The organism is Halomonas caseinilytica, from assembly GCF_001662285.1.
Classification (GTDB): Bacteria; Pseudomonadota; Gammaproteobacteria; order Pseudomonadales; family Halomonadaceae; genus Halomonas; species Halomonas caseinilytica.
Genome location: NZ_BDEO01000001.1, coordinates 83,450 through 102,887, shown reverse-complemented (window position 1 = coordinate 102,887; position 19,438 = coordinate 83,450). Strand labels below are relative to the sequence as shown.

Annotated in this window: 21 protein-coding genes; 6 read left to right on the top strand and 15 right to left on the bottom strand. The window is 52.2% G+C overall.

Annotation, left to right across the window (positions count from 1 at the left end; genetic code table 11):
* Nucleotides 1–79: 79 nt before the first annotated feature.
* Together HSDC_RS00410 and HSDC_RS16600 are read right to left on the bottom strand one after the other, a co-directional pair.
* Entirely contained in the window at nucleotides 80–478 is a 399-nt protein-coding gene (locus HSDC_RS00410) for a hypothetical protein (protein ID WP_064697958.1), read from the bottom strand.
* A 582-nt stretch (nucleotides 479–1,060) separates the two neighbouring features.
* Nucleotides 1,061–1,726, bottom strand: coding sequence for a hypothetical protein (locus HSDC_RS16600; RefSeq protein ID WP_137055146.1), 666 nt, complete (start codon nucleotides 1,724–1,726; stop codon nucleotides 1,061–1,063).
* Between the two features lie 1,015 nt (nucleotides 1,727–2,741).
* On the opposite strand from HSDC_RS16600, the gene HSDC_RS00400 reads away from it, so the two are divergent.
* From HSDC_RS00400 to HSDC_RS00375, 6 genes are all read left to right on the top strand, one after another.
* Nucleotides 2,742–2,987, top strand: a complete 246-nt coding sequence (locus tag HSDC_RS00400; protein ID WP_064697956.1) for a hypothetical protein — start codon at nucleotides 2,742–2,744, stop codon at nucleotides 2,985–2,987.
* Nucleotides 2,988–3,589: 602 nt separating this feature from the next.
* Nucleotides 3,590–3,877 (top strand): CopG family ribbon-helix-helix protein, encoded by a 288-nt coding sequence (locus HSDC_RS00395; RefSeq protein WP_064697955.1) that lies wholly within the window; start codon nucleotides 3,590–3,592, stop codon nucleotides 3,875–3,877.
* Nucleotides 3,874–4,161, top strand: a complete 288-nt coding sequence (locus tag HSDC_RS00390) for a type II toxin-antitoxin system RelE/ParE family toxin (RefSeq protein ID WP_211612764.1) — start codon at nucleotides 3,874–3,876, stop codon at nucleotides 4,159–4,161. Before HSDC_RS00395 ends, HSDC_RS00390 begins: the two co-directional genes overlap by 4 nt.
* A gap of 76 nt (nucleotides 4,162–4,237) precedes the next feature.
* Nucleotides 4,238–6,010, top strand: coding sequence for an ATP-dependent nuclease (locus tag HSDC_RS00385; RefSeq protein ID WP_064697954.1), 1,773 nt, complete (start codon nucleotides 4,238–4,240; stop codon nucleotides 6,008–6,010).
* Nucleotides 6,010–7,812: a site-specific DNA-methyltransferase gene (locus HSDC_RS00380; RefSeq protein ID WP_064697953.1), complete on the top strand. Its 1,803-nt coding sequence runs from the start codon at nucleotides 6,010–6,012 to the stop codon at nucleotides 7,810–7,812. The genes HSDC_RS00385 and HSDC_RS00380 overlap by 1 nt, the downstream gene beginning before the upstream one ends.
* 2 nt (nucleotides 7,813–7,814) lie before the next feature.
* Nucleotides 7,815–10,463: a DEAD/DEAH box helicase gene (locus HSDC_RS00375; protein ID WP_064697952.1), complete on the top strand. Its 2,649-nt coding sequence runs from the start codon at nucleotides 7,815–7,817 to the stop codon at nucleotides 10,461–10,463.
* 233 nt (nucleotides 10,464–10,696) lie between these two features.
* Here the strand turns inward: HSDC_RS00375 and HSDC_RS16295 are convergent, their stop codons facing one another.
* The 13 genes from HSDC_RS16295 to HSDC_RS00325 all read right to left on the bottom strand — a co-directional run bounded on the left by HSDC_RS16295 (nucleotide 10,697) and on the right by HSDC_RS00325 (nucleotide 19,412).
* Nucleotides 10,697–11,638, bottom strand: coding sequence for a retron St85 family RNA-directed DNA polymerase (locus HSDC_RS16295; RefSeq protein ID WP_073292018.1), 942 nt, complete (start codon nucleotides 11,636–11,638; stop codon nucleotides 10,697–10,699).
* 5 nt (nucleotides 11,639–11,643) lie between these two features.
* Nucleotides 11,644–12,546: a retron St85 family effector protein gene (locus HSDC_RS16595; RefSeq protein ID WP_137055144.1), complete on the bottom strand. Its 903-nt coding sequence runs from the start codon at nucleotides 12,544–12,546 to the stop codon at nucleotides 11,644–11,646.
* Between the two features lie 254 nt (nucleotides 12,547–12,800).
* Complete coding sequence (locus HSDC_RS00370; RefSeq protein ID WP_064697951.1) at nucleotides 12,801–13,793, bottom strand: relaxase/mobilization nuclease domain-containing protein; 993 nt, start codon at nucleotides 13,791–13,793, stop codon at nucleotides 12,801–12,803.
* Nucleotides 13,786–14,298 (bottom strand): relaxase/mobilization nuclease domain-containing protein, encoded by a 513-nt coding sequence (locus HSDC_RS00365; protein ID WP_244534390.1) that lies wholly within the window; start codon nucleotides 14,296–14,298, stop codon nucleotides 13,786–13,788. The genes HSDC_RS00370 and HSDC_RS00365 overlap by 8 nt, the downstream gene beginning before the upstream one ends.
* Entirely contained in the window at nucleotides 14,288–14,812 is a 525-nt protein-coding gene (mobC, locus tag HSDC_RS00360) for a plasmid mobilization relaxosome protein MobC (RefSeq protein WP_064697949.1), read from the bottom strand. The genes HSDC_RS00365 and mobC overlap by 11 nt, the downstream gene beginning before the upstream one ends.
* Nucleotides 14,813–15,226: 414 nt before the next feature.
* Entirely contained in the window at nucleotides 15,227–15,520 is a 294-nt protein-coding gene (locus HSDC_RS00355) for a hypothetical protein (RefSeq protein WP_064697948.1), read from the bottom strand.
* A gap of 3 nt (nucleotides 15,521–15,523) precedes the next feature.
* On the bottom strand, nucleotides 15,524–16,519 hold the full coding sequence (locus tag HSDC_RS00350; RefSeq protein WP_064697947.1) for a TrbL/VirB6 family protein: 996 nt from the start codon (nucleotides 16,517–16,519) through the stop codon (nucleotides 15,524–15,526).
* The gene (locus HSDC_RS00345) at nucleotides 16,516–16,809 is read right to left on the bottom strand and encodes an EexN family lipoprotein (protein ID WP_064697946.1); all 294 of its coding nucleotides are present in this window, start codon (nucleotides 16,807–16,809) and stop codon (nucleotides 16,516–16,518) included. The genes HSDC_RS00350 and HSDC_RS00345 overlap by 4 nt, the downstream gene beginning before the upstream one ends.
* 9 nt (nucleotides 16,810–16,818) lie before the next feature.
* On the bottom strand, nucleotides 16,819–17,469 hold the full coding sequence (locus HSDC_RS00340) for a TrbJ/VirB5 family protein (RefSeq protein ID WP_064697945.1): 651 nt from the start codon (nucleotides 17,467–17,469) through the stop codon (nucleotides 16,819–16,821).
* 2 nt (nucleotides 17,470–17,471) lie between these two features.
* Nucleotides 17,472–17,795, bottom strand: a complete 324-nt coding sequence (locus HSDC_RS00335) for a hypothetical protein (protein WP_064697944.1) — start codon at nucleotides 17,793–17,795, stop codon at nucleotides 17,472–17,474.
* A 73-nt stretch (nucleotides 17,796–17,868) separates the two neighbouring features.
* On the bottom strand, nucleotides 17,869–18,555 hold the full coding sequence (locus HSDC_RS16590) for a hypothetical protein (RefSeq protein ID WP_137055142.1): 687 nt from the start codon (nucleotides 18,553–18,555) through the stop codon (nucleotides 17,869–17,871).
* Entirely contained in the window at nucleotides 18,542–18,775 is a 234-nt protein-coding gene (locus HSDC_RS00330) for a hypothetical protein (protein ID WP_064697943.1), read from the bottom strand. The genes HSDC_RS16590 and HSDC_RS00330 overlap by 14 nt, the downstream gene beginning before the upstream one ends.
* Before the next feature lie 367 nt (nucleotides 18,776–19,142).
* Nucleotides 19,143–19,412: a tyrosine-type recombinase/integrase gene (locus tag HSDC_RS00325; RefSeq protein ID WP_064697942.1), complete on the bottom strand. Its 270-nt coding sequence runs from the start codon at nucleotides 19,410–19,412 to the stop codon at nucleotides 19,143–19,145.
* Nucleotides 19,413–19,438: the final 26 nt, after the last annotated feature.

Sequence of the window (19,438 nt, the reverse complement as noted above, 5' to 3'; positions counted from 1 at the left end):
CGAGACCCGGCATGCGCCACGACCATGCTGATCGAGGGCGTTTCGACGTCAGCAAGACGCGTGCAGGCTGCGAGTACGCCTAGGCATCATCCCGTCCACGCCGTAACTCCAATCCCCGAACGATCACGTAGGCGATCAGGGCCACGATGAACACGAGCAGATACATCCAGGCAATGCTTTGCAGCGTTTCGATGATGGTTCGATAGACTTCCAGCGTCCAACGCTCCGCGGTCAACGCCAAAGCGTCAACGTTCTGGTCGCGAGCATTGATGTATCGCTCCAGGTCATAGATTCTGACGCCACCTGATACACCGACAACGAAACCGGCGAAGGTAATGTACCGATGCCAAGCGCCGCTGATCTCGTCCTTGACGATCCGCGAGAGGATTTTGCCGACCGGCTTGTTGAATAACAGCACGACCACCATGGAAACGACGATGGCGATCCCCAACGTGGCCAATAATAGAGTGAAAAACATATCAATTTTCCCCAATCGTCGAGAAACGCGTGGCTACCAGATGGTCACGTGAACGAACAGCACCTTCAGGCTTCAGGCCTTACCCCTCGATGAGGCCCAGAGGGACCAAGCATCGTGGCTACTCAGGCTCAGGCCATATCTTTCTTGTCCACTTCTTCCTTCTCCTCACGATGAGAGCTATACACCACAGGGGACGATGGCCGGACATCCCGGGACGCCTGATTTTGCCGATTGTCGATGTGACTCAATACCATCAGCTGTACCACCAGAAACGCAAAGCAGATAATGAAACCTTTTATCATTTGAGTGCCTGCGAGATGGAAAGGGAAAGATCCAAAAGGTCACACAACCTATAATACCGCCTGGCACTGCCGAAAGTTCAGAAAATTGACATGGAGTTCCTGGCCAAGACCAAGCCCCTGCCGACGCATCGAGCGGCTACCCTGTGCTTGCCGCAACCGTCACCGCCAGAAAGCCCCTCCGGGTATGATCCGCACCATCAACCGCCTGTCGCTGCGCGGGAGCTCGACCGCTGCCCTTCGACGAGGGTAACGGTCATCAGGCTCGGAATGCCGGCCCATTTCAGCGTGGCCTGGTATTTTCTTCCAGCTCGGTGAAGAAGTTCTCGAAGGCCAAGAACCCATCATCTATGATCGCCCGGACTTGCTTCATCTCTTCTGGCGAATACTCGACTGCATCAACCAGCTCCTCGTCGCTACCTATGGTATGCCCAGTTTCATGACTGAGGTGAAGCTCTCCACAATACTCCATAGCGGGACTTATCTCTTTGGTGACATCGGCGAGAGCTTCAAAAAATACGTTCCCGGCCGCCTCCATGACCTCAACAGCCACCAGCCTCACCTTGGCCGGCTGGCCCGCTATGAGACTTATCAACTTGTACGTTAGCAGCCTCCCATTTTTATTCTCACCCGACCAAAGAAACAATATATGATCAGTCAGCAAGCCTCCACTGCTTTTCTCCATACGTTTCAGATCATTGATGAACCACTGCCAATGATTCGCATCCTCCTCTGAGTGGACATTTATAGCTCGCTCCAGGTCGTTTTCCGGTGATTCAAAAGGCAATATATATTGGCTTATATCGGCAAAACTCATCACAAAGTGTGAAAGGCGCGGGAGAAACGAAATCCGCCTTTCAACCGATACAGAAGAATCATAAAGAAAACCAAAGAAGGAGTGAGAGGCGAACCTACTCTTCCTTTCGTCTATATAGGATGATACCTTCACGACAACCACCTTTTCATTTGATTTAAAAGACAGGCAACCTATACCAACCCCTGCCACTCAAACCAAAAGAAGTGTCGTTTAGTAACCCCAGGAAACGTCAGGTAACCCTCAATGACCGGTCTAGTGAAGTTACTTCATTAACAGCCATATACAGCAGACAAGCACATCATTACCAAAACATCTATCGAGCAGCAGCACATGCCTCGTTCAGACCTTTTGACCACCCACCGGTGGCGTGCCGCCAGCGCAGAAACAGAGCCGGCCCCGGCTGGCGGAGATTGATCAACCGAAAGAGATGCATTCCGAAACAGGTAGTTTCAGGGGCACACCCTGCCAACCGAGTTTCGCCTAGACCCAGCCACCAGTCTGACGAACCCGGCTCGATAAGCACTATCAGCTCGAGACTCTGCGCAGGCGATGGCCAATACCATTCACGATCCCCGACATTAGCCACGGCACTACCAGCAGAAGCAGTGTAAAAGGTACAAACGGGCTTACCCACCTCCTCCCTCATGCGCCGGGCCAAAACCATCCGATTCGATGCCGCCAAAACGTTTGCAAGCGCAATTCTTGCTCAACACAGACAACGCCCACGAAAACGAATACGAACAAGCCGCAAAGATCATAAAAGACACGGCAAACGAGTCTCTGGAACATGTCACCGCCAGGCCAAGAACCCGCCCCCAACCTGCGTGGACTTTGGCCGTGAATGCGCCGATTGCAAAAGCCAAGCCGAGGAGGAACCATGCTCATCGACATCGGCGTCGTGCTATCGCTCGGCCCGTATCGGGCAGGCTCATAGGGCAGATGTGATGATCACCGCCGCTGCGAGGATCGCAAAGCCATGTCGGGTGATGCCACCTAGTGTTACTCTAGGTGTATAGGCCCGCACGCGCCTTGCGACACGATTCAGGCGGCTATGGCGATAACGCCAGGTAGGCCTTGCCTGAGCGAAGGAAGAGGCCCATGCGGACAATGAGCTTCGAGATCACGCACAGGCCGGAGAAGCGGCAATATGGCAGACAAAGACATCATGATGGCGGATGAGCCGTTGGACAAGGCTAAGCATCTGCAAGTGGGAGAAGAACAGTTTTTCGTGCTTGACCGTCAGGGCCGACACATCAACTGCCGAGTCAAGGAACGCCTCCCAAACGGAGAATACATCGTCGAGTTCCTTAGTGAGAGCATCGAAGGCTGCGAGAAGAGCCTTGACTATATTGGAAAGGAAAAAAACATCAGCTGGGACCAGATCAGATTCTGACAAACGCAGTCCAGTTCACGATGTAGTAATCAGACCACGACACCGCCCGCTGCAGCGCGGGCTTTTTTGTTTCTGGGGGCAACATGACAGACGAGATACTGAACATCGGCGAAGTTGCCGAATTCATAGGTGTGTATCGCGCCTCCCCCTCTGGCACATGCATGCCAAGTACAAGATGATCGCGCCGCCGGCACAATTCAGTGTCGCAAGTCTGGTCATCTGCACAGCTACCTGGAGCAGTGGGAGGAGGGTCGGATGAAAGAGTCGGTACAGAATACCGGCCGGTCGAACAGCCCTGCCCCTTCCAAAATCACCTTCCTCTCAGGCTTCACTCATTGGTGGGCCCAGCTGGACTCGAACCAGCGACCAAGGGATTATGAGTTCGCTTTTAAATCAATATGTTACTGATACTCAAGGAAAAGCAATCGTAATCAAGCGAAAGGTACAGTTCTTTGGAATCAGTAACTTAGCGAAGGTTGAGGATAGCACACGAAGCTGGTGTGTGTACCGGTGGTGTACTTGTTCAGGGCGGATGCGAGTGGATGCATGGCATACCTTCCGTGCTATCCTGTGGTTACCGTGTAACACATGAGGACGGTGTCATGAGTGATGCTACCTTCACCTTTCGGGTCGATGAAGGCCTGAAAGCAGAATTTGCCAGTGCAGCCAAGGCTCACGATCGTACCGGGGCACAGCTTCTACGCGACTTTATGCGCAACTATGTAGCGCAGCAGCAGGAAGCGCAGGATTATGATGCCTGGCTGATTGCCAAGGTGGAGCAATCACGGGCCTCGGCAGAAGCTGGTAATCTGATACCTGCCGCCGATGTCGAAGCCAGGTCTGCTGCCCGCCGTGCGGCTACCCGTGCTCGTCTGGCGAAGTCTAAATGATGGAGCTGGTCTGGACGCCAGAGGCGATACAGGATCGTGACGATATTTACGAGTATATAGAACCAGAGAATCCGCTGGCAGCATTGACGTTGGATGAACTGTTTTCAGAGGAGGCGGCACAGCTGGTAGGCCACCCTGACAGTGGACGGCCAGGCCGTGCTCCTGGATCCCGAGAGCTGGTTGTTCACCCCAGCTATATGTTGGTCTATGACGTTGTGGGGATGCAGGTCAGGGTACTGAGTGTAGTGCACACAGCTCGCCAGTGGCTGCCTTCTCTGGGATAAAAACTAACCGAGAACCATGCTGGGCTCATGGGTTTCTCTCCTTATAACAACGAATGGGAACGACAGGGAGCCATCAATGCATCGCGTTAGCTGCATTCATATTGAGAATTTCAGAGCTTGCCGAAATATCACCTTGCCGCTGGACAGCTATACCCCGCTGGTAGGGCAGAACAATGCTGGAAAGTCCACGATACTGGAAGCCATTCGCTGGGTGTTGAAGCCAAGCAATCTAAAGTCCTCCGATTTTTATGACGAGGAAAAACCTGTCTCCGTTGCAGCCTGTATTGATGGTATTGATTCCGAAGTACTGGATCGGATTCCCCATGACAGGCATCGTCAGGCGATTGAGCCTTACTGCAGGGATGGAAGGCTCTGGATTCGGGTCACCGCAACTAACACTAGGTCTAAGGACCAGGAAGTCTGGAGTGTGGATGAATGCCCACAAGATGGCGTTCCCGAGCACTGGCAGACCTACCCTACCGGACTCCCTCAAGCCGTCTCGGCCTTGTTACCTGAGCCGCTTCATGTGTTGGCTATGCATGATATTGGTGAAGATCTAGGCAAGGCCAAAACCGGAACAACGATCAAAGGGCTGCTGGATGAGATCATGAAGCCTTTGTTGGCAGCCCATGATGAGCTTACTACTGCGCTCGATACCATTCGCAATGTGCTGACCACGGGCGGAGAGCAACGCTCCGACCATTTGCAGCAGTTCGACACCAGTGCCACCGATGCGCTGGAAAGTTTCTTCCCTGGTCTGGCGTTGGATCTAGATTTGCAAGTGGTAGACATTAAGGAGTTTTTCAAGGCAGGAGACTTGCACGTCACCGATATGGTCAGCGGTGACCGGCGCCGCTTTGATCAGATGGGTACCGGTGCCCAGCGTGCCATACAAATGGCCTTGATCCGCTATTTGGCGGATGTGCGTCGCGCTGAGGATGATCAGCTTTCCCGTCGGCTACTGCTGATTGATGAGCCAGAACTATATTTGCATCCTCAAGGTGTGCGACGACTGCGCGAGGCCTTGAAGACGCTTTCCAGCGCAGGTTTTCAGGTGATATTTTCCACCCACTCCCCGCTTATGTTGAGCCGTGACAATGCGCCCAATACAGTGATTGTGGGCAATACAGTTGATGATGGAGTCACAGCTCGCAAGCCACTTAATCAAGCTGTTCAAGATGCCATTGAAGACGCTGAGAGCCAGTCACAAACCCTGTTTGAACTGGGAAATCTAGTGGATATCTATTTTGCAGACCGAGTGATTCTCTGTGAAGGAAAAACGGATCGAAGGCTATTGCCGCTGGCCTACGAGCAGCTTTACCAGCGTTCGCCCGACCTGGATCACATTACCTTTGTTTCCGTCGGTGGTTGTAACAATTTTGCCAAGGCTTTGTCCATTCTGAGTGCCATGGACATTCGTGCCTGTGCCATAGCTGATCTGGACTTTGCCTATACCAATGCCAGGAAGAGTGGTCTATTAGAGCGCGATGGAGCTGATATGGCCGCTGCCAAGGCAACCTTGCGCAGGTTGCGACCAGAGCATGGTTTTACCCTGAGTGGCAATGGGCTACCGCAAAAATGCAATCAATGGAGCGCAGCAGATATTTGGGCCTGCTTTGCATCGGATGATGAAGGCCAAGACATTGCCCAAGGCAGCCATGAAACCCTGAAAGACGCCCGGGTCTGGGCCTGGCCACAAGGCTGCATCGAGCAGGTGACCGGAGCGGACGACAAAGGCGAAGACGCCATTATGGAACAGGAACAGCAGTTGCGCGCCATGAGCGCAGCAGAAATTGAACAGCAGATGCCCGCTTTCAAAGCGTGCTTCGATTGGATCAGGAGTCTTTAATGCCCACGCTTGAGTTCAAGGGTAAGCAGTTTATCTATTCCCACCACCTCGGAGTGCCATTTCGTGAATTGCAGGTGGTGCCGGAAAAATCCCTGCCTGCTGAGGGCAAGAAGCCTTCGCTAGATGACAATCTGATCATTCATGGCGACAACCTAGAAGCGCTCAAGTCACTGTTGCCTACCCATGCAGGTAAGGTAGACTGTATTTTCATTGACCCCCCCTATAACACAGGTGAAGAAGGGTGGTGCTACAATGACAATGTGCGTTCGCCACTGATGAAGGAATGGCTGAAGAAATCAGCCAACCCAGTCGATAAAGACGACCTTGAAAGACATGACAAATGGCTCAGCATGATGTGGCCAAGGTTGAATCTGCTGTATGAGCTCCTTTCTGAAAATGGGAGCTTGTGGATTACTCTTGATGACAATGAAATTCATCATGCCAGAAAGATAATTGATGAGATATTTGGTGAAGATAGCTTTGTAGGCCAACTTGCTTGGCAAAAAAGAACATCAAGAGAAAACAGGGCTCCATTGTCTCCTAGCATTGACCACATTTTACTTTATACAAAAGGGCTCCCTGACACCTGGAAGCTCAGAAGAAATCTAATCAACATTAGATCTGATGATACCGATGGTTCAAATAGCTCTGACACCATCCCCTTTTCTGCGCAAGGTTATAGAAAAAATCAAGTTTATCCCATAAAAACCCCTACCGGAATTACACTAGAACCTCCCAAAGGTCGGTGCTGGGGAGCTACCGAGGAAGAGTTTGAGCGCCTTAAAAAAGAAGGACGTATTTACTGGCCAAAAGGAGGTAATGGCCGGCCTAGGGTCATCCCTTTAGAGAGCGAATTTAAGAGTGTAGTTCCCAATACGCTTTGGATGGCATCCGAAGTAGGAAGTACGGAAAACTCAAAGAAATTACTCATGCAGATCTTTAATGAACGTGAAACCCTGGGCATTCATGCGCCTAAACCTCACGAATTAGTTGAAAGAGCAATCCAAATATCAACCTCTGAGAACTCAATTGTTTTAGATTCTTTCGCAGGCAGTGGAACAACAGGTCATGCGGTTATTTCGGCAAATAAGAGTGACAAGGGAAGTCGACGATTTATCTTGATTGAGTGCGAAGACTACGCCGACACTCTCACTGCCGAACGTGTTCGTCGAGTTATCAATGGCTACCCGTACACCGGAACTCAACGCGAGGAGTTGCATCGGGAAAATATCACCTGGAGTACTTTCGGTAACGAGAAAAAGCATAGGAAGGTGATGGACCAGGTAGAATCCATCGAGAACCTACATGCTCACGAGTACGACAAGATCAAAAAACAGATCAAGGATGGTGTGCTCACCGTCACCGGTGAGCGCAAGGTGGAGAAAACTGCGCCTGGACTGGGTGGCAGTTTCACCTATTGCACCCTAGGCGAGCTCATTGATGTTGAAAGTCTGCTAACCGGTAAGGATATGCCTGGCTTCGAGGCGCTAGCCCGCTATGTGTTCTACACCGCCACCGGGCAGTCACTGGAGAAAGTCGGCAAACCCGCACCCGATGGCTTGATTGGCGAGACTGATCTGTTCCGGGTACACCTGTTCTACCAGCCGGACAAAGAATGGCTACGCTCCAACGAAGCAGCGCTGAATGCCGAACGGGTGACGGCGATTGAGCAGGGCAATAAGGGTGGCAAGCGTGCCATTGTCTTCGCAGTAGCCAAGTTCATGAGTCAGAAGGAGCTGACCGCACGGCGCATCGAATTCTGTCAGTTGCCCTATGCCGTCCATCGGATTCTGGGGGAGTGAGCATGGAACTTAAAGAATACCAGCAAGGCGTACTCGGTAAGCTGGATCGCTACCTCACGGTGCTGGCTGAGCAACGAGAAGAGTCGGAAGACTTCGTTGAGTTCCAGAAGAGCAAGGGCAAGGCGACCACCTTGGGTGATTACTGCCGGGAGGCCTGGGAGCAACTCAACACCGAACGCTTGTTGCCCTACCTCTATCAGAATGGCAATCCCGTGGTAGCTCCTTATCTGTCGCGCCATGACGGCCTGGGACTGTCGATTCCGAACATCTGCCTGAAGGTGCCCACCGGCGGCGGCAAGACACTACTGGCCACTGCGGCGCTGGAGCGGGTGCAGACCGATTATTTTAAACGCCAGACAGGGTTGGTGCTGTGGGTGGTGCCTTCGGAGGCGATTTACCGGCAAACCTGGAAGCAGTTGGCCAACCGGGAACACGCCTACCGGCAAATGCTAGAGCGTGCTTCTGGCGGACGGGTGAAGCTGCTGGAAAAGGGCGACGCCTTTACCCGCACGGATGTGGAGGGGCAATTGTGTGTCATGCTGCTGATGCTGCCCTCGGCAGCACGCAAGTCCAAGGAAACGCTGCGGCTGTTCCGTGACAGTGGACGCTTCACCTCTTTCTTCCCGCTGGAAGACGACAATGAAGCTATCGAGGCCCTCCTGCAACAGGTGCCCAACCTGGATCAGAATGACCTGGCTGATCTGGGATACGGTGACGGCGTTGTGCCAGGTTCCGCCTCGGTCAAGCAAAGCCTGGGTAATGTGCTGCGACTGGTGCGCCCGGTGGTGGTCATCGACGAAGGCCATAAGGCCTATTCTGATACTGCTCGCGATACCCTGGCAGGCTTTAATCCGCGTTTTATCCTGGAGCTTTCCGCGACCCCCAATACCAACAGCAAACATCAGTCCAATGTTCTGGTGAATGTACCGGGGACAGATCTCAAAGACGAGGAAATGATCAAGCTGCCGATCAATGTTATCAACGAGGGCAAGGGCGGCTGGAAACACACATTGTCATTGGCCCACGCCAAACAGCAAGAGCTGGAACAGGCGGGGCTTGTATTCCAAAGCGAATCTGGCCGTTATATTCGCCCCATTGTGCTGGTGCGCGTGGAACGCACCGGTAAGGAGCAGCGCGATGCCGGATTTGTGCACGCTGAAGATGCCCGAAAATACCTGCGTGATCAACTTGGGGTGAAAGAAGAACATATCCGCCTCAAGACATCAAGTGATGATGAGCTGGCGGGAGAAGACCTTCTGTCGTCCACTTCTCCGGTGCGCTTCATTATCACAAAGGATGCATTACGCGAAGGTTGGGACTGCCCCTTCGCCTATGTATTGACAATTTTATCCCGCACTACTGCAACCACGGCATTGACCCAGATGATTGGACGCGTATTGCGCCAGCCTCATGCCCAAGCAACCGGTGTGGAAGCGCTAGATGAGTGTTACGTCTTCACCTTCGATCAAGACGTCACAAAAGCTGTAAATAGTGTACGCAAGGGACTGGAAGATGAAGGTATGGCTGACCTGGTTTCCAGCGTCAAAGCGGTCAACACGGGGAGCGGAGAGTCCCCTAATATGCGCCGGGAGATCATCAACCGGAATAATAAGTTTTCCGGACTACCACCAATCTTTCTGCCGCGCGTTTTGCATCAGGATGCCGATGCTTCGGACGGTTATCGCGCGTTGGATTATGAGCGGGATGTGTTAGGCGCTCTGGATTGGGGTGCCTTGCAATTTCTAGCAGCCAACAAGGCAGCTATAGATAGCGACAAGCTGCAACGCACGGTAGCTCGCGTCACTATCGACCGAAAAGCGAAGAACGCCGGGCAGACAGTATTTGACCTGGAACAGGAAGATATTGACGTTATGCCAGAGGAAGGGCTGGATGTTCCCTATCTGGTACGCCAATTGCTGGACGTAGTGCCCAACCCCTGGCAGGGCATGCGCTTGCTGGATGAAACCCTGGATGCCTTGCGTGCCAAGGGCGTCACCAATGAGCAGATTTATATCAATCGGTTGGACCTAGTACAGTCCATGAAGGCGGATTTGCGTGAGCAGGTGAACGCGATGGCGGAATCGCTGTTCCGCGCCAAGCTGGAAAGCGGTGAGATTGCCTTGCGACTGGTGTCGTCCAATGACCCTGCCTTGAACTGGAAAATTGCCGAAACACTGGAAATCGACGTTTCCGATGTTGACCCACTGCTATACCGGAAAAATGGCGAGCCGCTGGAAAAGAATCTTTTCGAGAAGGTCTATCAGAAGGAGTTCAATGACCTGGAAAAGAACACGGCCTGGTATCTGGATGAGCACCAATGTGTGCATTGGTGGCACCGTATCGCCGTAAACCAGCGCTCCTATGGCCTACAAGGCTGGCAGAAACATAAAGTATATCCTGATCTACTAGCCTGTGTGCATGGCACCGAAAATGGCAAGTTCCGTTTCTCGGTGCTGGAAACGAAAGGCGACCACCTGAAAGGTAATGATGATACCGAGTACAAGCGCAAACTATTTGAGCTGCTGACCCGATATGCCGATGTCTCGGCAGAAGTCGGCCAGCTTGAGCTTGAGGGCCAAGACGAACCGATTCGATTCCAAATTATAATGGAACAGGACTGGAAGCAGACGATTTCTGAAGCTATGGGGTGATTCAAGCTAAAGACTGAGGCGGAAGCTGCTGTAGCCGCGGTTGAGCACCAATGAGGGGAACCTGGTTATTTACCTGTTCTTCTCCGTTTCAGCTCAGCCCACGCGGACGCCTCAGCCATATCCCGACGCAGTTCGGCCAGCCCGGCGGGCGTCAATAGGCGTACGGGAGCTCCAGTAATACAAACTTAACTTTAACCTCTTCTTTACCAGAACAAGCGCAAAACAAAATAAAGTCAACCACTTGAGACTCTTAATCTTTCAATGGATTGAAAGTACTTAAGGACAAGCTTATTGTAAAACTCAGGATCTGAGGATTTACAATAATTCAGATGCCCCAAAAGCTTACCCTTATCTTCAGGCTTCAGCTTTCCTTTGCTATAAAGGGAAAGCAATAGTCTTACATGATCCTTGTACTTCCTATGCAGTGTTATATGGCCATCCTTACAAATCCTCATCCCAGTAACAAACGCAGACCCACCACTTTTGCTTCCGTACTTCGTCTTCTCCTTATTAACCTTAATATTTTTTAAAGATGCCTCTCTTACTGCTTCATACACCACTCCTTCCACTTCCCTCTTAAACCCTTTCCTTTCAATAGATATAGTTAAATCATCAGCATATCTAGTGTAAGAAAATCTTCCAAACCTCTCCACGTTATTTTTCAGCTTGCTCTCAATAAGCTCATCAAGCTCAATCATGCATATATTGGCTATATATGGTGAAGCGGGAAAGCCTATCGCACAAACACCTTTGTGGAACATAGAGTCTACAAACTCACTATCAGAAAGCTCCTTTTCGAGCCAGACAAATCCCGGATGATATTTATACAATGCATTCTTAAAGTCATCCACCCCAACAGAGGGGAAAAAATCAGAGAGATCCATCTTAACAAAATAATTCCCTTTTCGATGACAAAGGGCATTGGTACGAATGGATGCGCCTTCATGAAAAGCAGTTGCTGAACGATGAATCTTAACATCCCTTAAATAATTTAAAATGGTCCAGTACTGAACAATTTTAAACTCCCAAGGTGGGATTACAATCCTCCTAAAACCCTTACCATTTTTCTTCTTTATTTTAATATGCTTTATCTTGCCACGGGCAAGACGTATTTGCTCCCTAAAGGAATCCTCTGCCATGTCGAGTTCTCGGCTTACCTCGGAAATGATTGACATAACAATCAAGCTCTCATTCTTTGCTTCAAGCCATCAAGAAAGAACCCTTTTCTCATAACTCCGTCATCATCCGAATATCTAAAAAAGGCCTTGCCGCGCACGCTCTTTATCTTTGAAAAACGATCTTCGTAGGCTATAAAGCCCAATGAAATAAGAATTGTAAGTATTTTTTTAACATTGTCATATTTTTTGCTTTCGCCAAACACTATTTTAACAGCGTTAATCAGGCTCTTGTATTTAACTTCTCTCATCATAAAAATTAGGTCATGAACGAACAACGCTGTTTTCGCTGTAATCTCATTAGAAGGATCAAGATCTTCACAAGGAATTCTTTTACTGGCCACAGAGGGGTTTTCAACCAAACTATTGAGATCATGAAAAACAGCGGCAACTCCATCTTTACCTTCAACATCTCCATGGTACATTTTATACCAGAGCACCCTATTTTCATCCGAGCACTCTCGAACAGCTTCTAAAGGGCCTGTATTTATAAAAGATGGCGAGTCTTTAAAGCTAGAGTCATTAATAACAATCAGTTTGTGCCGCAGCTCATGATGTGCAAACGCGCCAAGCTCACATATTGCACTTGGGCTTTCCATTATTATTATTACTTTTTCAGACACCTTAGTTAAAACATGCTCAAAATCTAAAGCATTCTTCTCTCTGCTATTTCTTCTATATTCATCAAAGAATTTTTCCGCTATTATGACTTGGGCATTCTCTACATTTTTTAACAAAAAGTCGTGAACTTGCTTCCTCCTATAAGACACATTTCCATCATGACCATTTGCTCCGCACAAAAAAAAGAGCCGAGGAGTACCACCTAACGGTATCACTCGGCCCTTATTAACTGCATTTTTTATAGGCGAAATAGCTCTATAGTAAGTGCTATCTGTGATTTTTGACATAGCCTACCTAAGCGCGCTGGCATCTTCTTTGGAGCCCAGCCGAGACTTCGGCTGGGCTCCAAAGAAGATGCCAGCGAAACCTCGAGCTGTTCACCGTTTCATTGCAAGGCATGACTCATGCCTCGTAGGCCACAAGGGCCTAAGTTGCTAGGCTTAGCCTCAGCTTACCCAGTCTTCTTTACGTTATCAACCCAGCTATCCCACCTAGCTGGTCAAGTGACTCGATTCATTAACAGTCGTTCTACCGCTCCATATTACCGTTCGTCTTGATGATCCTGATCTTTGCCCTTCTCTCTCCCCTGGTGCGCTTGAGCATGCTGTAGCCGCCCAGCGACCTTTTCCTGGAGCTCGTGGCGCTCAGCCTTCATCGGCGGCATGGAGCCTACAAACGCAGCGATGCGCTTGGCCAGCTCCTGGTCATCAGGGTTGCGGCTATGGGCCAAGGCCTTGGCCACCGTCAGCCAGGCTTTGCGAACGTAGGTCTGGCGTTCCTTGATGCGATCCTCCCAAGGCCGCGGTTTCGGTGCTTTGCCGGCCTGCTGGTGGCGTAAGTCTTCGACAATCTCTCGGACCTTCGCCTGGTCTACCTGTGGCGTCTGGCCTTTTCCGCGGATGTGGCGTACCACTTGGCTAACGCCCCTCTTTATCACGCCACGGGTGGCGCGTGGTGTCGCCTCGGCTTCCACCCCTCGGCGCTCCAGCTCCGCCGCGAAGGCCTCTCGCCACTTCTGCGGGTCGCCCTTCTTCATATTCAATCGACGGCTGTCATAGCCCAGGCTCTTCACCGTCAGGTGGACGTGGGGGCTGTCCGTGTCGGTGTGCAGCGCCATGACATACTGATGATTCTGTCCAAACTGTCGTTTGGCGAATGCTCGGACGGCATTCTTCACGTCACGCGACTCAGTGCCAGCTGGCATGGACATGACGATGTTGGTGGTGTCGCGGGTGTTCTTCCGGCGCTTGCCCTGATCCTGCGACCAGTCCTTGGCCAGGGCCCGTACCTCGTCTTTCCCGTGGATCACATCGCCGCGCTCGTCCTCGAGCTCCAGATTGCCGTTGCGGCTGATATAGTCCAGGTGGGACTGGACATGATCGGCTCCCTTGGCATTACCGGTGATCTTCACCATGACCTCGGGCGCATAGTTCACCACCCGCCGGGCACGCGCACGGTTGCCGGATCGTCCACCCTTGCTCTTGACCGGGCCTTCCAGCAGGTCAGCAATCGTGTCGTCAGCCAGACTACCCATCTTTCCTCCTTCGGGTGGCCTTTAATGTGGCTTTCGCTTCCACCCCGCACCGTTCCAGCTCGTCTGCAAAGACCTCCCGCCACTTCTGCGGGTCGCCCTTCGCCACATGCAACCGACGCCCATCATTGCCAAGATTCCGCACTGTAAGTTGGACATGCGGATTGTCGGTGTCCGTGTGCAGGGCCATGGCATACTGATAGTTCTGACCAAACTGCCGCTTGGCGAACGCCTGGGAGGCCCTTTTTAGCGCCTGCGGGTCGGTTCCGGCCGGCATCGACAGAACGATATTGGTAGTATAACGAGAGTTCTTGCGTTGCAGACCTTGAAACCTCGACCAGTCTCTAGCCAAGTCACGGACCATATCTTCCGTGAAAGAGAACTGGCCGCTTTCGTCCTCAAGCTCCACTGTTCCGTTCTTACTGATGCGAAGCAAATCGCTCTCAACTTGGTCCGCATCGTATGCATTACTGACTATCCGCACGACGACTTCCGGCTTATCCATCATCCCTCCATCGATTCATGTTCCTGGACAGCAGAGTGGCCACCTGGTCCTTGTGCTGCTCAATTCTCTCGGCCAGCGCCTCGATGGCCTCCCGCTTGAGCTTGTCGCTCTCACGAAATTCGATGTTCAAAACCTTGGCGACCTGGTTCAGGTTTTTACCAATGGCACGCAATTCCCTGTTTGACTCCCGCAAGACGGCCACCTCGGCGTCCGTCAGCACGGGCTCTTGATACAGTTCAGCCATAACCATCGACGTGACCCAACTGGTACGGCTGGGATAGCCCTCCTCTTGGGCACGTTGTGCTAGCCAGCGTTCCTGAGTGGGTGATAGGCGGATGGTGAGCTTTCGGGACCTAGCTTCTTCCTCTTGGTCGTCCGCCATTACAGTCACAGCTCTGCCGGCAACACGCTGAATCATTCGCCGCAGCATGTCCGACTCGCGTAGGCCGTTGGCCTTGCAGAACTGCGTCCAGGCGCTCTTCTCGATTTCTGTCAGGCGTGCTTCAACTCTCGGCATAGTCCAGTTTTCTCCACCGCTGAGAGGTGGGCTAGGCAAGTTTGCCGGCATACGCCAGCACTTGCCGAATCCTGCCCTAGCTCTAAACCCATCCATTCTTTTCGTACGCACGAAAAATGACTGCCGTCTCAAACGAAGTTAACGGCCACAGAAGCGCGCATTAGGCTTCGCCATTAGTAATACGCACGGACCTGTCTCAAACCTGCTCGCCGCCTTGGGCTGAGCCAGAGGCTTCGCCATTAGACATAGGGGAGGGACTTTGAACACTCTCGGTTGATCCGGCTCCCGGTGGTGAGGCTTCGGTTTTAGAACGCTCGCGCCTACGCTTGGCCAGCTCAGCTTTGCACCACTCACCAGCGGCGCGCATCTCAGCTCGCAGGTCCTCGATCTCCTCGGGTGTCAAACGCCGGTAGCTCACTGGGTCTCCTCCTGAGATGTATCACGCCGGAGCTGCGGATATATCGCTGCGCGCCATCGCCACTGGAGCACGCACACCGCAATGCCTGCCGCACAGAAAAACAGGGTACGAGCAGTATCACCATCGCCAGCAAGGGTGCCGCTGACCAAGCCGGGTAGTTCAGGGAGCAACGCCACGGACAGCAGGATACCCACCACCAGTAGCATCCCGGAGAGTCCTAGCTCACCGCCTCGCTTTACCCGCGCCCAGCGGACGCGCCAGGTAGCTAACCACTTGATATTGGTATTCATGACTTAGCCTCCTGTCATCGTGTTGCCAGCACCGAAACGCTTCTGGTAGGCACGATAGGCAGACTTGGCGCCACGGTAAGGAGAGGTTGCCGCACTGCCTGCTAAACGTGCATCACGTTGAACGCCGCGATACTGACGGCGGATTGCTGAGGGACGCATCGCGGACATAGCAGAACCCAGAGCGCCCTGAGTTGCCAATGCCACACCACCGCCCAATGCAGAAGCAATGGCCGGCACCTGCTTCAGCACAAGGATGCCAAGGGCAAAAAAAGCAATCAGATAGGCGCTTGTGGTCATACTGGCCATGCTGCCTGCCGAGGATTCCACGATGTTCATGAACGCTTCGCTGACATCAATGATCATGCGCCCAATGGCTGAACCCAAAACCAGCAGCATGCCGAAATTGATCACCATGCCCAGCCAGCTCTCGAAAAAGCGTTGGGTGCTGTTAAACAGCAGGCCGATGATAAAGAGCGGACCAATCGCCAGCAGCACTGTCGTTGCCACCTTACTGGCCAGCAGGAGAAACGCCACTACGATGGCAACACCACCACCAAACACCATGATCAGAATTACCACTAAATACATGCCGAAATCACCACTCATGACCCCCGCTTTATCCCAGGCCTGATCAGCTACAGCGAGAACGCGAGAGAACAGGCTGTCCAAAATGGCCGCGGCACCTCCATTGGCCCCCGTGATGACTGCTGCTACCTTTTCCGGGCCGTGAGCCAGCACGTCCACCACGACGCCCATATAGGTACCGACCGTCAGTCCCAGCGTCATAATGAAGCCGATGCGAAGGATGCGAAAAACGCCCTCCTGCAAGGGCTCACTGACCTTGCCAAACATCATCAAATAGCCCCAGATGGCAATCCAGACGATCAACATGCTGGTAAACATCGGAGTGATGTAAGCGATGAGGTCAGTAGCCGTATTGATGATGTACTGGTCCAGTGCCTGATCAACGACGGAGAACATGCCTTCAAACAGGTTCATGAGTCCTCCTCGCTCTTAAGGCTAGACAGGTCAAGTTCGAAGGGCTCACCGCTAGACAGTGCCCGTTCTGCCTGGAGTGCATTGATGCAATTCGGCGTCTCCTGGAGTTCGCCAGGGTTGTTGCCGCATTTCTCCAGGGTCACCTTGCGCTCATTGTCATGCGCTTTGTACCAGTCCACGGTCTGCACCGGGCCAGTATCCGGGGTGTCATCAAAGCACCCGGACTGCGAAACGCTGACCAGAACCACAATGGCAATATTTCGTACGCACGAAATTTTCCTGACATCCATAAGGCCTCCTTACCAATCAAGTTCGAACGGTTCCCCTGATGACGCGACGCGCATCTGCTGCACGCGCTGGTTTTGCATGGCCTGGTTGGCCTCGGCCTGCGAACGGAGCATGGACAGCTTGGCCATCTCGTTTTGCAGCATGACTTGTTCGGCGCCGATACGGGCTTGGAGGTCCAGAATGTCTTTCTGGTCCGGGCTGTTGTTGACCTCAGCCACTAAGCCGGTCAGCTCGCTGAAACGCTCCTGAGCCTGCTCCAGGGACTTTTGGGACTGGCCAAGCCAGGTCGCCATGTTCTGGTTGCCGCTGTCGTACAGGTCCGCCACGTCACCGGACAGGCCGTGTTCGCTCGCCCCCCTGATGCCGGCGTCGCTCAGCACCTGGTTAGGATCGACGTTCACGGCGGTGTCATAGGCCGAGTCGATGACGTTGCCCAAGCCACGAACCCCGCTCATGCTGTCCAACTCCTTGTTGGCCGTTTCGAGCTGGCTTTTCAGTTGCTCGATTTGGTTAAGCATGTGTTGAACCTGCAAAATCTGCTGGGTCAGGCTCGACACGTCGATAACGGGAATCCCGCCTGCCATGGCTGGCTGCGATAGTCCGATGGTGGCCGCGAGGGCGACACCGGCCATTTTTCGTGCGCACGAAATTTTGTTGCTCATGATCAAACCTCCTTTTGACGATCCTGACGGGTCGCTTTGGCCTCCAGACGCCGTCTCGTCCTCTGGAGCGTGAGCGACCGTTTTTCAAAATCCAGGCTTTTCAGGTCGATGGACTCCATCACCTCTTTCATCTCCTCGATGCAGGTGAAGAAATCCTCGGGAAGGATTTCCAACTCCTCGGTCAGAAAATCGCTTGCGTAGTCGGCGATGATCACCAGAGCTCGAATCTCGCTCTGGATGGCATGCTGTTCGACCGCGTGTGACCGGTACAGCCGCGACAGGCCACTGTCGGTGTAGGCGGGTGTGATACCCTGTTTGTTAGCCATGGATGCCTCCTATGCAGGCAGTCGTGGTTAGGTGCGGTCGGGGCCATCACCCCCGTTCCGCGCCGCTTGAGTTTTATGTGCGGAGGGTTCTGCGCATTTCTTCTACTGCAGGAGCTCCAACCTTGTCGCTGCCGTAATTTCTGGCTATGAGGTCTGCTCTTTGCTGGCCCAATAACTCAGCCATCTCCGCCCGAGTTAATTTTGATTCGGACCCAAGATAACTCTTGGCCTTGGCCGCTTCGCTTTTATTTCTTGATGTACTCTGTGTTGTATTCTCTGTAATAGATTTGCCCTTTGGTCGAATCAAGGTTTGACCATCCTGATCACCAGATTGGCCAGAAGGGATAGTAGAATCGACCAAAGGGAAAAACTGGGAATTACAATCACTTCCAGAAGGGTCGTCGTCGAATTGCTCCGCCAGAAGCTCAAGCAAGCGCTCGCAGTTCACCCGATACCACATTTTTGCAGGTACATCTCTCCTTTCCTCTTCCAATACGCCAATTTCCACTAGCGATTTCCTAGCATTAGCCTGCTGCTTTGGAGAAAGCCCTGTTTCTGACTCCCAGCTATCTCTGCCACGCTGATTCTTATAAAACCACCCGCCTCTTTCCTCCGCCTTGGTGTTACGCGTCCAGTAAAATGCTTGGCTGAGAAAAACTGCACCAGGAACTGAAACGCCGGGAAGGAGCGTGAATGCGGCATGATAAGCAACTACCCTACCCAGGATCTTCTGTACTACCGAGGGACTAACACGCGCCATATTCAGAAGGCTCCAAATCCAGAGCGTCTTTGACTTGGAGCGTCCGGAAATAGACACGACGCCCTACCTTCACCATCGTCGGCTTCAGCTTTCGAGAGACCTCAGTATCTGAATAAAGAGAAACTCGCACACCATCGGGCGAACGACCAAGAAGATCCGCCAGGTCTGTTATGCTCATCAGTAGGCCGAACCGATCAATAAGATAGTCTTCGACTTTCATGGCTAGCACTCCATCAATCACACATCGACGTAATCAATGCTAACCAAGCAAAGCCAAAGCTCAAGCGCGCGCCTCTTGCATAGCAATCAATGCACTAGATGTTGATTATCAAAGTGTATTATCTTGAAGAAAAGGCGCACTAAAAATACTAGGAATTACAGCTACTTAAATAAATAACAAAATTTAACAAATTGCACAGACGCGAAGACAATGAGCTCAAGCGGAGCAATAATAAGAATAATAATAGCATTATTATTCTTATTATTTCTGAAAGAAATCCTCCTTTTGGCAGGGGGCTCAACACTCCTTTTACCACCGGTGACAAAGCACCGGCATCCGCTCAACAAACAATGGTCAAGAAGTTTGGCTATTGACTTTGAATTCGGTCTAGCTTCGCGACTAGATCTGCCGCCCGCAGTTGTGTATATCTCCTCAGCATCTGCATTGATTTGTGACCCCTGATCGCCGCTACTTTCTGATCAGACAGTCCAGCCTCTACCAGCCGACTGACAGCCTCATGGCGCAGATTATGGGAGCGGAAGTCATCTAGTCCGGCCTGCTTCTTCGCCTGGTTCCAGAGCTTGGTGTAGGCATAGAGGCCGCGCTTACCGTCTCCGCTAGGTTCACCGAAGAACACCAGGTCACTTCACGCTTTCCTTAGCC

Coding starts and splice junctions, on each gene's coding strand:
- HSDC_RS00410 (WP_064697958.1), bottom strand. CDS start 478: ATGTTTTTCACTCTATTATTGGCCACGTTGGGGATCGCCATCGTCGTT.
- HSDC_RS00400 (WP_064697956.1), top strand. CDS start 2,742: ATGGCAGACAAAGACATCATGATGGCGGATGAGCCGTTGGACAAGGCT.
- HSDC_RS00395 (WP_064697955.1), top strand. CDS start 3,590: ATGAGTGATGCTACCTTCACCTTTCGGGTCGATGAAGGCCTGAAAGCA.
- HSDC_RS00390 (WP_211612764.1), top strand. CDS start 3,874: ATGATGGAGCTGGTCTGGACGCCAGAGGCGATACAGGATCGTGACGAT.
- HSDC_RS00385 (WP_064697954.1), top strand. CDS start 4,238: ATGCATCGCGTTAGCTGCATTCATATTGAGAATTTCAGAGCTTGCCGA.
- HSDC_RS00380 (WP_064697953.1), top strand. CDS start 6,010: ATGCCCACGCTTGAGTTCAAGGGTAAGCAGTTTATCTATTCCCACCAC.
- HSDC_RS00375 (WP_064697952.1), top strand. CDS start 7,815: ATGGAACTTAAAGAATACCAGCAAGGCGTACTCGGTAAGCTGGATCGC.
- HSDC_RS16295 (WP_073292018.1), bottom strand. CDS start 11,638: ATGTCAATCATTTCCGAGGTAAGCCGAGAACTCGACATGGCAGAGGAT.
- HSDC_RS16595 (WP_137055144.1), bottom strand. CDS start 12,546: ATGTCAAAAATCACAGATAGCACTTACTATAGAGCTATTTCGCCTATA.
- HSDC_RS00370 (WP_064697951.1), bottom strand. CDS start 13,793: ATGGGTAGTCTGGCTGACGACACGATTGCTGACCTGCTGGAAGGCCCG.
- HSDC_RS00365 (WP_244534390.1), bottom strand. CDS start 14,298: ATGATGGATAAGCCGGAAGTCGTCGTGCGGATAGTCAGTAATGCATAC.
- mobC (WP_064697949.1), bottom strand. CDS start 14,812: ATGCCGAGAGTTGAAGCACGCCTGACAGAAATCGAGAAGAGCGCCTGG.
- HSDC_RS00355 (WP_064697948.1), bottom strand. CDS start 15,520: ATGAATACCAATATCAAGTGGTTAGCTACCTGGCGCGTCCGCTGGGCG.
- HSDC_RS00350 (WP_064697947.1), bottom strand. CDS start 16,519: ATGAACCTGTTTGAAGGCATGTTCTCCGTCGTTGATCAGGCACTGGAC.
- HSDC_RS00345 (WP_064697946.1), bottom strand. CDS start 16,809: ATGGATGTCAGGAAAATTTCGTGCGTACGAAATATTGCCATTGTGGTT.
- HSDC_RS00340 (WP_064697945.1), bottom strand. CDS start 17,469: ATGAGCAACAAAATTTCGTGCGCACGAAAAATGGCCGGTGTCGCCCTC.
- HSDC_RS00335 (WP_064697944.1), bottom strand. CDS start 17,795: ATGGCTAACAAACAGGGTATCACACCCGCCTACACCGACAGTGGCCTG.
- HSDC_RS16590 (WP_137055142.1), bottom strand. CDS start 18,555: ATGGCGCGTGTTAGTCCCTCGGTAGTACAGAAGATCCTGGGTAGGGTA.
- HSDC_RS00330 (WP_064697943.1), bottom strand. CDS start 18,775: ATGAAAGTCGAAGACTATCTTATTGATCGGTTCGGCCTACTGATGAGC.